General features: G+C 39.8%; 12 protein-coding genes. 5 read left to right on the top strand and 7 right to left on the bottom strand.

Annotated features, from left to right (window positions below; translation table 11 throughout):
* Nucleotides 1-179: 179 nt before the first annotated feature.
* The 5 genes from CLI64_RS16310 to CLI64_RS16290 all read right to left on the bottom strand — a co-directional run bounded on the left by CLI64_RS16310 (nucleotide 180) and on the right by CLI64_RS16290 (nucleotide 4740).
* Nucleotides 180-1442: a hypothetical protein gene (locus CLI64_RS16310; protein WP_225977367.1), complete on the bottom strand. Its 1263-nt coding sequence runs from the start codon at nucleotides 1440-1442 to the stop codon at nucleotides 180-182.
* Nucleotides 1443-1634: 192 nt separating this feature from the next.
* Nucleotides 1635-2750 carry an LptF/LptG family permease gene (locus tag CLI64_RS16305; RefSeq protein WP_103138188.1) on the bottom strand — a complete coding sequence of 372 codons (1116 nt, stop codon included), beginning with the start codon at nucleotides 2748-2750 and terminating at the stop codon, nucleotides 1635-1637.
* A gap of 248 nt (nucleotides 2751-2998) precedes the next feature.
* Complete coding sequence (gene lptB / locus CLI64_RS16300) at nucleotides 2999-3727, bottom strand: LPS export ABC transporter ATP-binding protein (protein ID WP_103138187.1); 729 nt, start codon at nucleotides 3725-3727, stop codon at nucleotides 2999-3001.
* 28 nt (nucleotides 3728-3755) lie between these two features.
* Nucleotides 3756-4253 carry an LptA/OstA family protein gene (locus CLI64_RS16295; protein ID WP_103138186.1) on the bottom strand — a complete coding sequence of 166 codons (498 nt, stop codon included), beginning with the start codon at nucleotides 4251-4253 and terminating at the stop codon, nucleotides 3756-3758.
* 211 nt (nucleotides 4254-4464) lie between these two features.
* Nucleotides 4465-4740: a DUF2470 domain-containing protein gene (locus CLI64_RS16290; protein ID WP_103138185.1), complete on the bottom strand. Its 276-nt coding sequence runs from the start codon at nucleotides 4738-4740 to the stop codon at nucleotides 4465-4467.
* A 287-nt stretch (nucleotides 4741-5027) separates the two neighbouring features.
* Between CLI64_RS16290 and CLI64_RS16285 the strand changes: the two genes are divergently transcribed.
* The gene (locus tag CLI64_RS16285) at nucleotides 5028-5786 is read left to right on the top strand and encodes a metallophosphoesterase family protein (RefSeq protein WP_103140761.1); all 759 of its coding nucleotides are present in this window, start codon (nucleotides 5028-5030) and stop codon (nucleotides 5784-5786) included.
* A gap of 154 nt (nucleotides 5787-5940) precedes the next feature.
* Here CLI64_RS16285 and CLI64_RS16275 read toward each other — a convergent pair whose 3' ends face one another.
* Nucleotides 5941-6795, bottom strand: coding sequence for a M48 family metallopeptidase (locus tag CLI64_RS16275; RefSeq protein WP_103138184.1), 855 nt, complete (start codon nucleotides 6793-6795; stop codon nucleotides 5941-5943).
* A gap of 227 nt (nucleotides 6796-7022) precedes the next feature.
* Complete coding sequence (locus CLI64_RS16270; protein ID WP_103138183.1) at nucleotides 7023-8000, bottom strand: succinate dehydrogenase/fumarate reductase iron-sulfur subunit; 978 nt, start codon at nucleotides 7998-8000, stop codon at nucleotides 7023-7025.
* A 699-nt stretch (nucleotides 8001-8699) separates the two neighbouring features.
* On the opposite strand from CLI64_RS16270, the gene CLI64_RS31600 reads away from it, so the two are divergent.
* From CLI64_RS31600 to CLI64_RS16255, 4 genes are all read left to right on the top strand, one after another.
* Entirely contained in the window at nucleotides 8700-8855 is a 156-nt protein-coding gene (locus CLI64_RS31600; protein ID WP_225977366.1) for a hypothetical protein, read from the top strand.
* A gap of 845 nt (nucleotides 8856-9700) precedes the next feature.
* Complete coding sequence (locus tag CLI64_RS16265) at nucleotides 9701-10135, top strand: AbrB family transcriptional regulator (RefSeq protein ID WP_103138182.1); 435 nt, start codon at nucleotides 9701-9703, stop codon at nucleotides 10133-10135.
* Between the two features lie 194 nt (nucleotides 10136-10329).
* Nucleotides 10330-11199: a lysostaphin resistance A-like protein gene (locus tag CLI64_RS16260; protein ID WP_374703975.1), complete on the top strand. Its 870-nt coding sequence runs from the start codon at nucleotides 10330-10332 to the stop codon at nucleotides 11197-11199.
* Between the two features lie 258 nt (nucleotides 11200-11457).
* Nucleotides 11458-12726 (top strand): WG repeat-containing protein, encoded by a 1269-nt coding sequence (locus CLI64_RS16255; RefSeq protein WP_103138180.1) that lies wholly within the window; start codon nucleotides 11458-11460, stop codon nucleotides 12724-12726.
* Nucleotides 12727-12744: the final 18 nt, after the last annotated feature.

Raw genomic sequence — 12744 nt, 5'->3', positions numbered from 1 at the left:
AAACATAGTCAATAGTCAATAGTCAATAGTCAATAGTCATTAGTCATTAGTCATTAGCCAGTAGGGGCAGGTTTTGTGAGGTATTCACGTTAGAAAATAGATATTTTGATTAAACCCACCCGTACATTAGTCAATAGTCAAGATATTTTGATTAGACACACCCTTATCACAATCAACAGTTATCTGTTTCTATATTGACCTTGGAATTGATTATTAGTATATGGAGTGTAGGGTAAGTCTGGCTGGGGAACTTGATTAGGTTGCTGCCAAATAGAATTGCCGTAATTATGAGGGACTAATGGCTCGACTTTGACGTTAAAATTTTGGCGAGAATTACGAATAGTATAGGGGCCGATAATTGGTGATGTTCCCGTAATTACTTGTGTTGTTTGTGGAACCTGACTCGGCACAACTTGATTGTTATTAAAGTTACTAGAGAAACCTGGTTGGCTATTTGTGGTTGTTGGTTGGACGTAACCTGGTCTAGTATTTAACCCTGTACTAGATGGTAGGGACTGACTGTTGGGTATATTGTAAACTCCAGATGGGGGATTAATTGTGTTTGGTTGCAGATAGTTAGTAGGAGAGTTTACGCGCGTACTTGGTGAAAGGCTTTGTTGATTATTGAAATTATTATATCCAGGTAAGCGAGTGTAATTGACTTGGGGATTGATAATACTAGTGGGTGATAAAGTTTGGTTAGGATAAATGGGATTAGGTGAATTTTGTACTAATCTATTGTCATCATTACCATTTATAGAGGTAGTATTTGATGGGTTTGTCCCATTCAAACCAGATGTGTTTTGATTGTTAATTAAATTAATATTCGTTGATAAATTATCAACTGAATTCGTACTCTGGTTATTTCTATTAACTGTTTTGGCTTCTGTTGTCGCAGAATTTGATGTAGCATCTGCTGAATTAGTCGAGAAATCCAAAGACTTAAAACCTAATAAATGATTATTATCAGTTGCGCCAAAGCGTAATAAACTTTCTGCTTCTGATACGAATAGATTTTTATTTTGAGGTGGTGCTAGGGCGTTGAGATTATTAGGGACAGGATTAGGTTTTTGAGCAGCCGATTTTTGTTTAAGAGCATCCAACAACGAATTGTTATTTTTATTTTCGTCAGAGTTAGTAACAGTTTGTGTTGGCAAAACTGGTTGTGGATTGTTACCAAACAATAGTGGTAAATTATCAATATCTGCTGCGATCGCTCTATCTTCCCGTGACAGCGAAGCCCCCAAAGGATCGGAAGAGTTCAAAGCAGCATCATTGCGCGCACCAAATATATCTGGGTTGGCCCAATACTCATGAATTAGTAGCCCAACCACAGATAAAAATATAGCAGTTCCCCAAAAACTAGGTCGCCCCAAATTCATTAATCGCGCTTTCAGATAGCGTAAATAAGCCGGAGGATAATGATTGTTTTTCATGGTCATTAGTCAATAGTCAATAGTCATTAGTCAATAGTCAATAGTCATTAGTCAATAGTCATTAGTCATTAGTCATTAGTCATTAGTGAACAGGGAACAGGGAACAGGGAACAGGGAACAGGGAACAGTTTTTCTCATCTCCTACCTTGTCCCCAATGCCCAATGCCCCATGCCCATCGTCCATTGTCCCGCCATACTCTACCTTTGAGCAACACGTATTAATAAAAATGTACCTATCCCCAAGAAAATAAAGTTAGGCAACCAAGCACCTATGAAGGGAGAAAATACTCCAGCTTGTCCTAGTGCGCCGGTGATAAAGCTAAGTAGGTAATAAGAGAATATGACAATTACGCTAATCCCAAAACTTGTACCTCTTCCTGTACGTTGGGGTATGGTTCCCATAGCTGCACCGACTAAGCCAAACACTACACAGACGAAAGGTAGGGCGATTTTTTGTTGAATTCGTACTTCTAGTTTACGGATTTTTTGGCGATCGCCTCCCAATCTCTCTACGGTTAATTGTTCCAAGGCTTCGGAAATGTTCATCTCGCCATAGTCACGGCTTCTTTCTACCAAGCTTAAAGGTGTGCGGGGAAGCTTTAATTGTTGCTTTTCAAATCTTAAGATATTGCGGTAAGAGCGATCGGGCGCAACTAAATAGATTGTACCGTTATAAAAATCCCAGACACTTTGTGAGCCATTCCACTGGGCTGATTCTGCAACCACAATCTGATTTAAACCTTCTGTGGAGCGATCAATAATAGTTAAGCCTTTCATCTGTCTACCATCAAACTGGTCAGCATAAAATAGGCGTGTCAATATCCTGTTTTTCGTCCCGTCTGACTCTAAAACGTCTCGATATTCAGGATAAAAGATATTCTGCTGTTTAATTGTTGGTTTATCTGATTTAATGGCTGCGTTTAAGGTGAGAGTAGCTTGATAATTGGCTGCTGGTGCGATTTGCTCATTAAATACAAAAGTCATCCCAGTCACCACAAAGCTCAATATTACCGCCGTCAGCACCATCCGATAAACACTGACTCCACAACCCCGCAAAGCCACTAATTCACTTTCACTAGAAAGACGACTATAAGCCATCAAAGTCGCCAACAGTGTAGACATAGGGAAAGCTAAAACAATGAAAGCCGGCAGTTTTAATAGAAAAACCTGAACAGCAACATTAACTGGTAGACCAGATTCTACAACTCTACGTACCAAATCAAACACTGCATCAACAGTGACACCAATTGACGAAAAAGCCCCCACTCCAAACAAAAAAGTTGGTAGCAGTTCACTAGCCAAGTAACGATCCATAATCGTAAAAGGCAGCAAAGATTTCAGGCTGTAAAAAGGCGTAAACTGTTTGGATACCATAGGTTTTTAGTCAATAGTCAATAGTCAATAGTCATTAGTCATTAGTCAATAGTCATTAGTCGTTAGTCATTAGTCGTTAGAAAACAGGGAACAGTTTTTCTCATTTACTACCTTGTCCCCAGTCCCCAGTCCCCAATCCCCAATCCCCAATCCCCAGTCCCCAGTCCCCAATCCCCAATCCCCAGCCCCTAAAGTTGGAAATTATCACCTAAGTAATACTGCCGCACGAGGGGATTGTTGTATAGTTCTTCGGCTGTGCCGTAGGCGAGAATTTGCCCTTCACGCATGATGTAGGCTCGGTCTGTGATGGCTAGGGTTTCTCGGACGTTATGATCTGTGATTAAGATGCCCATGCCGCGATCGCGTAGTTGTGCGACAATATGTTGAATTTCATGCACTGCGATCGGATCAACGCCTGCAAAGGGTTCATCTAATAGTAAAAATTTGGGGCCTTCTCTTCCGGCTGCTAAGGCTCTAGCTAATTCGGTACGTCTTCTCTCTCCACCAGAAAGTTGAATTCCTTTGCTTTTCGCCACTTTTTCTAAGCGGAATTCATGTAAAAGTGTGGCTATGCGCTTTGGCCATTCCCGTCGCGGTACGTTAGTTTGCTCTAGCACTAACCGGATATTATCATGGACTGACAGTTGACGAAAAACACTCGCTTCTTGTGCTAGATAGCCAATGCCTAATCGCGCTCTTTTGTGCATTGGCAATCCAGTAATATCTAAACTATCTAACCAAACCTTTCCCTGATTGGGTTTTTCTAAACCTGTAGCAATGTAGAATGTTGTCGTTTTACCAGCTCCATTGGGGCCTAGTAAACCGACAATCTCACCCTGAGATACAGAAAGATTGACGCGATTGACAATGAGTCGCTTGCCGTAAGATTTGTGAATATTTTCTAAGACAATTTTCACTATTTGCGGACTGTGTGAGTGGTTGATGCTAATTAGCTGGTTTGAGTGCTGGTGTTTTGGGGGCTGGTGTATTATTCCTTGTGTCTAATTCTGAGTCTTCAACCATATAAATAGACTCTACTTGACGACTCGATTGAGGTAAGGCAACAAAACGCCCTTCATCAATTAAATATGTCACCTTTTCGGCGCGGATGCTATTACCGCCTTGTTGCAAAATGTAGACGTTACCACTGAAATCAATCCGGCGTTCTTTGCTGAAGTATTGGGCTTGTGCGGCTGTAGCTTGAATTTGGCGAGCAGGATACAGCATTTGGACATTCCCACGAGCCGTAATCACTTGGTTTTTTGCGTCGTATTCTTGGATGTCAGAGCGAATAGTCAGGGGACGATTTCCTGTTGGTGTTTGTGCTGTAGCTGGTTGTAGTTGTTTGGGTAGAGTTAAAGCAGCCAATACTGTAGCCTGCAATACTAAAGTTAATCCAAGACAACGAATTTTTGATAAAGAAAATTTATAGCGGGGTAACATAGCGATGGAAGATGGGGAATTTTGACTGCTATCTTAAATTATCTCCAGCATTTTTCCCTAACAAATCCCAGAGAGAATTAATTAGGATAGATACTAGCTACAGTTTTGACGCTTCACTAAATCTTAAAGTTTCTTCTCTATTCCCGCTAATTGCTCCAGCAATTTCCACTAAAAAACTGTGTTTTGTGCCAATCCGATCACACCAAATGCTTTAACTGCGTGCTTGCTTTACCATCGCGATCAAAGTATGATGGGCATCTTCCGAATCAGCTAAAACATGATCAAAGGGAATGCGAACAGGCAAATTCTCGTCATTGACTTGTGCGATTAAGTCCATACCTTGAGCATCAATAGCTTGCATTTGTGCGGCTGTTGCTTCCAAGACTCCACCAAAAAACTGAGCGTAAAGTAGTACAGCATTAGCGTGATCCTCATTCATGTGGCTGCAAATGCGTGAGCTAACTTCGGGAGAAAACTGATCTGCCATAGCGCAACAAGGAGTTACCAATAAAACAACTGCATCAATTCTAAAATACGTTGCGTTAAATTACTCACAGCCAGCAAATCACAGGAAAATTGACATTTGCATTTTCTATTTCCTGCTGACGGCGGCTAAAAATTTAGTTACAATGCTCTGTTTGGCCGATGCAGACGGGACTTGTAAAAAATACAATAAATTTATATTTGTCAAGTAGTTTTTACCTGTGGTTACGGAAATCTGACAGCTTAGACTGTAACAAACGTACTCAGCTAGTTTATGGTAGCGAATATCAGATGAGCGGAATTAGGAAGCGTCAAATAGTGATTGGGGATGTGCATGGTTACTATGAAGGACTAATCAATTTATTAGAAGCGATCGCTCCTGCTACTGAAGACGAAGTATATTTTTTGGGAGACTTGATTGATCGTGGCCCCCAAAGTTCACAAGTAATTGATTTTGTCAAAGACAACAACTACAAATGTCTATTGGGCAACCACGAGCAGATGTTATTAAATATCTTGACTGGTGAAAATGTCCCAGTAGCTTTAATGCAAGCATGGTTACATAGTGGAGGACAAGCAACTATTACCAGTTACCCAGATGCTACCGTTTCCCTAGAACACATAAACTGGCTTAAGAGTTTACCAACCTATATTGATTTAGGAAATATCTGGCTAACTCATGCTGGTGTTGATCCCAAAAAAGCCATCCGAGAACAATCCGCAGAACAATTTTGCTGGATTAGAGACGAATTTCACACCATAAACCAGCCATACTTTGCTAATAAACTAATTGTTGTAGGTCACACTATTACTTTTACTTTCCCTGGAGTGAATCCCGGCCAATTAGCCCAAGGTAGAGGATGGCTAGATATAGATACTGGTGCATATCATCCCCGTAGCGGCTGGTTAACTGGATTTGATATGACAAACAATTTAATTTACCAAACTAACGTTTTTACTAACTGCTCACGAAAACTACCCCTATCAGAAGCAGTAGTCAAAGTTGAACCAGAAAAAATAATAGCTCGTCGTCATCAGCAACGAGTTTAGGGACTGGGGATTGGGGACAAGGGAGACAAGGGAGACAAGGGAGACAAGGTAGGAGATGAGAAAAACTGTTCCCTGTTCCCTGTTCCCTGTTCCCCGTTCTCTGTTCCCTATTAACTAATGACTAATGACTATTGACTAATGACTATTGACTAGACTACAAAACACTACGGATATTGTCACGATAACTCGCGGTGTCTAATCCGTCACGTCCATTGCTGGGTTGACGAGCAATAGCAGCTTGTAAAGCACTGATGCGATCGCTTGTGGCTGGGTGTGTACTTAAAAATGTTGGGGCAGAACTGCCACTTCTGAGCAATTTTTGCATAAAACTTACCATCCCACTGGGAGCATAACCAGCCCGTGTGAGAGTTCTTAAGCCCCGCTTATCAGCATCAAATTCATCTTGACGACTGCGGGGACGATTGAGTGCTAGTTCTACACCAATTCCTACGGCGGTATTGCGTTCTAAACCCGCAGCTGTCGCCACACCACTAGCTAATGCTCTTTGCTGCATCTGTTTAACTAGATGTTTACCACTAATATGACCCCATTCATGGGAGATGACGCTAGCGAGTTCCGCTTCATTTTCTGCGGCTTTGATTAAACCCGTGTTGACGTAAACAAAACCCCCCGCAGTTGCAAACGCGTTGATAGCTTTATCTTCTACCACCTGAAATGTAGCAGGAAGTCTAGGGCGATCGCTACTTGCTACTATCCGCTTCCCAATTTCTTCTACGTAGCGATTAATTTGCGGATCACGATTGAGTTTGACTTCATTACGTAATTGCTGATTCATTTGCGCGCCAAGTTCTACTTCCTGACGATCAGATATATTCGATAGTTGTAGTATTTGCGCCCCTTGGAATAATAGAGGTAATAAATCTATGGCTCTACTAGGTAAAGGTGTAGTGATACACACACTCACAGCTACCACTACCGAAATCAACGGATAAAACCAGCGTCGTCGCCAAAGATGATAATTTGCCATCCAGCCTTTCCTGTCAATCATAAATTCGGTGAGACAATTCTTGCAGGGAACAATTAATCAAGACGTACATACAGCGTTTAAAGTTGCATTCAGCACTCAGGGAAGGAGAGTAATGAGTAATGAGTAATGAGTGCTGAGTAATGAGTAATGAGTAATGAGTAATGAGTTAGGAAATCAATTCTACCTTGTCTACCTTGTCTACCTTGTCTCCCTTGTCCCCAGTCCCCAGTCCCCAATCCCCAATCCCTCTAATCTTCCGCCTTAACGGCTGTAATAAGCGATCGCACTTCTTCTACTCCTTCAGAGGGTTCAAAGGAGAGGGGGAATTTGCCTTTGATGAGCATACGTAAACCTAAAGGCGCGATGCTTAGTAATCCTCTTAAGTCTTGGAAGTAGTTACCCACAACTTGCAAACCAAATTGTCTTTCATCAATCCAGCCGCCTGCTTTGACTAGTTCTACTAATACTTTACGATGGCGAATTGAGCGACTGTCACTCGCTTGTTTGTGGGAGAGAATTTCTTGTTTAATTTTGGTGATTTGCTCTAAGGGGGAAACTTCCATTGGACAAACTGCATCGCAGTAGAGACATCTGGTACATCCCCACACGCCTTTAGTCCCTTCGTTGTAATTTTCTAGGCGATTGGCTGTATCTGTATCGCGGGAGTCAGCAACCATACGGTAAGCTTTAGCCAGAGCATGAGGCCCTACAAAATCGGGATTGACTTCCCGTGCATTACATTCTGAGTAACAAGCACCGCACATAATACAGTTACCAGTTTGATCTAATTGCGATCGCTCTTGTGGTGTTTGTAAAAATTCTCTTTCCGGGACTTGTCTAGCGGCGGTACTAACATAGGGTGCAACAGCTTCTAAATTTTCCCAGAAACTATTCATATCCACGACTAAATCTTTAATCACTGGCATATTTCCCATTGGGGCGATGCTAATTTCTGGAATGCCATCGCTTTGTTGTGGTAATCTTGCTAGTTCATTGCCGACATTTTCCTTACAAGCTAAGGCGGAGCGGCCATTAATTCGCATCGCACAGCTACCACAAATCGTATTGCGGCAATTTTTGCGAAAGGCTAAAGTACCATCCTGCTCCCATTTAATCCGATTCAGGCAATCCAAAATCGTATTACCAGGTTCTGTCTCTAAAATGTAATTTTGAACTATGGCAGGGGAATTATACTGTTGTCGAATGATTTTAAAATTAACCTTCATGAGTTCTCACCGAAATTCTTAATTTAGTGCATCAGTCTCAAAAACTTAAATCAATTAATGTGGGGATTTTTTGTTCCCGTAGCCTGGCGGGATAAAATTTCTGGAGTGGGTTGCCTATCCAAGATAAATTTTCCAGACGGATTTGTGATTTTAGATTGACAATCTTTGTAGCTAATCCAGCCCAGCGTGTATTTTAGATTCCTGCTGCCAACAAGTAGGACGTTAATACCTGACTTTTGCAGTAGGATTCCCAAAAGTACCAAAAAACCATCTAAAATCAAAATCCCAAACTACAAATTGGTGTGATCAAGGCTAGCGGTGACAAAAAATCAGCTATATATATTGTTACCCTTAATTCTTGGACTAGCATTAATAGGCTGATTGTTCAAGAGAGACTGAATCTAGTTTAAATATAACTATGATCATCTTTGATGACAGCAGCACCATCAGACTGATTTATGTTGCTGACAACCACTCAAGCATTAACAGCAGCACTTTAATCCCCAATCACAAATCTATGGGAAAAATTTTTCCGGGGAAGAAAACCTGCATCCAAAACTTTTGTCTTGGGTAAGCTATGCTAGCACTCAATCTAAAATTATCCGTGTCAAGGGGGTTTACCAGGAATGAATATAGGTTTATCCTCTATATTGTCTGTCTACCTACGATAAATGCTCTTCAACTTATTCACACATCTTGATGCCAACATCTACAAATGGCAATGGTTATAAAATCCCCGTACACATCGCTCAATTTTATGTTTTTGGTTGGATGGAAGCTGCAAAGCTAAGAATAAACATCCACGAAGTCGCGTGTAGTCTTCAGCAAATGTCAGAAAATTTATTCTTCCCATAGACAGACGTACATAAAACACTAGCCCTTCTGCTCACGACACAATAAACTAGGAGGTTAATACTCATGGCTTTTTATCTGGCTTGAATCAAGTAAGCTAAAGGATATAACTTACCCCTCAAAACTACTCATCTAAATTTAGATTAATTTTTATAAAAGCTATACAGCAAAACTCACTCTTCCTGATGAACCCTACAAAAAATCCTAGCCGCTTTTTGTTGCGAGGAGCTAGGGGATTTAGATAAAACTTTACTTTTAAATTAAATTAAAAAATAAACAATTATTTTGCTATTATTAGTCCATGCTAGTATTTAATATAAAATTACGAAGTCACAAAATTCAGAATCAACAGCTGTACAAGTACAGCTAACACTGCTGAGTTTCTTCGTAATCTAGAGACAAAAATTTCATGTCTCGACAGGTAGGACAAAAGGGTGTATGTCCGTAAAACCATATTCCAATCCCATGCTGTCCATAGTTTAAGAGGAAGTAGAGGTAAACCCTGACAACTCAAGGGCTATGAAGGAAGCACCGTCAGAGGAAAATCAGCAATTTCTTTGGTCTACAACTTATTTGTAATGGTTAGACCAAACGAGAAAATGATTGCCTTTCCGATGATGAATAATGGTTGAAAATGCCGTAAAATCACCGAAAATAATGCCTGTGTAACTCGTGGACTCTCATCTGTTGTGGTCATCCACAATAGAGGTACTTGAGGATAATATCAGCAGGAATTCACCCTAAAACTTAAAGTCCCCAGTAGCTTTGTATAGATGCTAAAAAATCAAATACTGGCAAAGGACAACATAATTTATCAGTTTGGAGAGAGTAAGGAAAATTTGACCATAATGAGTGAAACTGCAACTGCGCCTTTAACTGGAAAAGCACTGCTAGCGAAAGTCAAAGAACTTTCTAATTTACCTAGAAGAGAAAGAGCCAAGCAGTGTGGCTACTATACTGTTACAAAGAATAACCAAGTCCGTGTCAACCTCACCGATTTCTATGATGCTTTGCTATCGGCTAGAGGAATTCCTCTGAGTCCAGAAGCACCAAAAGATGGCCGTGGTCGTGAACCGACATATCGTGTTAGTGTTCATCAAAACGGTCAAATTGTCATCGGTGCTACCTACACCAAGGCGATGGGTTTAAAGGCTGGTGACGAATTTGAAATCCGACTAGGTTACAAGCATATTCACTTGATTCAATTGGGTGAAAGCGATAAAAAGCTGGCTTCTGACATAGATGTTGAAGACGCTGACGAAGACGTGGAAGACGAAGAATAAATTTTCTGCTATTTGGGATGAGTTTCTGAGGAATACTTGGTAACTTATCCCTAAAACCAGCGAAAGTATCGTATTCCTAATTAGATAAATTTATCTAATACCAAAATCACGATTAGACCCCTTGCAGATGTTACCAGTTTTGGTAAAGTCTTGATTAATCAACAAGACATTCATTCTGCAAGAAATCTATCGTGATTTTTTTCTTTAGTCTGACCAATTTCTCCGTACCATTCATCAGCAATTTACTGACATCGCTACAAGATGCACCAGTAATAGTTGTGGTGATGGTATTTTTTATGGCTTGGTTGGGGTGTTGGCTACCAATTGCCCTAGTCTTACTCAGATTACTACATTGGCAGCCAATAAAACCTTTACAACCAGAACAGAAATTACCGTTAATTGTCTCACTCTATCTATTAGCACCTTTGATAGTTTGGGGCGTGATTTGGTTAACTAATAGTTCTTTCTCCGACTACGGAGTTGTGGCTAATTGGGCCATGTTGGGTTCTTTAGCACTAGGTTTGGGGCTGGGACTTGTCAGTATAGTTATGTTGTATGCCTGTCAATTTTGGTTGGGTTGGTGTGTCTTTAAAGAGTTAAATATCAAGCAAATAGCATCTATCTTGCCATCTATTTTATTAGTAGCGTTATTAGTAGGTGGGATAGAAGAGCTAGTATTTCGGGGTTTTTTATTAACGGAATTAGAGCAAGATTATTCTGTGTGGGTAGCGGCGGTAATTTCTAGTGTGATTTTCGCACTCTTGCATCTAGTATGGGAACAACAGGAAACACTCCCCCAATTACCCGGACTATGGTTACTAGGGATGATGCTAGTGTTAGCGAGGATATGCGATCGCAGTCATAATTTAGGCATAGCCTGGGGATTACATTCCGCTTTAGTGTGGGCGATCGCTACTATAGATACAGCCCAGCTAGTCACTTATACAGGGAAAGTCTCGGAATGGTGGACAGGAAAAAACAACAAACCCCTAGCAGGAGTCGCGGGAATAGTTTGTGTTTTAGGAACTAGCTTGATTCTCTGGGTGTTGTCTGTGTATTTTTAACTACCGTATCGCTATATAATTCCTTTTTTTGCGGACAATTTCCGTAAAATTTCCCTTAAACTCTGATGAGTTTATGTGTTGTATTGGATATTATACCAGTTCCATTTTGTATTTATAGCCGGGTAATATTGCGTTAATTACACATAAAATCTCAGCGTTTTTTGGTGTTCATTTGTGTAATTAAATTCGTGTAAATATTCTTAGAGATTAATTTATATCTTCGATTAAAACTATATGTAATTTTAATGAACTATAAATATGACAGTGGCAAAAAAGTTCAATTTAGCTCTGTGGCAACTGATGTTAATAGTTGCAACTTCTATATTTGGAGTTGTGGGATTAGGATATGGAGTATTGAATATAATTTATAGCCAAAATGCAATTAGTAGCACTAATCAGAGAAGATACAAAAACTTTGAAGGATTATTTTTGGTTATACAGAACAGTAAATATGGTTACATTGATAAAACTGGAAACATAGTCATTAATCCTCAGTTTGATTCTGCTAGTGAATTTTCTGAAGGATTATCACTAGTAAGAATTGGTAGTAAATATGGTTACATAGGTAAAAAAGGGAATATATTGATTAATCCTCAGTTTGATTACGCAGGTCAATTTTTGGAAGGGTTAGCAATAGTCAGAATAAGTGATAAATATGGTTATATCGATAAAGCCGGAAAAATAGTTATTAACCCTCAGTTTGATGATGCTAATAGCGAATTTTCTGAAGGATTAGCAAAAGTAGAAATAGGTGATAAGTACGGTTACATCGATAGAACAGGGTTGATAGTGATCAATCCGCAATTTGACTCTGCTAGTAGTAGATTTTCGGAAGGATTATCATTAGTAAGAATTGACAATAAGTATGGTTACATCGATAAAACCGGAAAGATGGTCATTAATCCTCAGTTTGACGATGCTAGCGGATTTTCTGAAGGTTTAGCACGAGTGAGAATTGATGAGAAGTATGGTTATATCGATAAAACTGGAAAGATAGTCATTAATCCTCAATTTAATTCTGCTAGTGATTTTTCGGAAGGATTATCACTCATAAAAAGTGATAATAAATATGGTTATATTGATAAAACTGGGAAGATAGTCATTAACCCTCAGTTTGATTTTGCTAGTGGATTTTTCCAAGGATTAGCAATAGTCAACATTGGTAACAAGTATGGTTACATAGATAAAACCGGGAAGATAGTGATTAACCCTCAGTTCGATTCTGTTGGTGGATTTTTTCAAGGATTAGCAATAGTCAACATTGGTAACAAGTATGGTTATATCGATAAAACTGGGAAGATAGTCATTAATCCTCAGTTTGACTTTACTAGCGAATTTTCCGAAGAACTAGCAGTAGTCAGGATTGATAAAAAGTATGGTTACATCGATAAAACTGGGAAGATAGTGATTAATCCTCAGTTTGATTCCGCTAACGGATTTTTCCAAGGATTAGCATCAGTGCAAATTGATAACAAGTATGGTTACATCGATAAAAAAGGGAAATATGTCTGGAATCCTAGTAATTAATAACTTGTCAGTGGTGGA

The organism is Nostoc sp. CENA543 (genome assembly GCF_002896875.1).
Classification (GTDB): Bacteria; Cyanobacteriota; Cyanobacteriia; order Cyanobacteriales; family Nostocaceae; genus Trichormus.
Note: the sequence above shows the minus strand (reverse complement) of the source record. Positions and strands in the feature narration are given on the sequence as shown.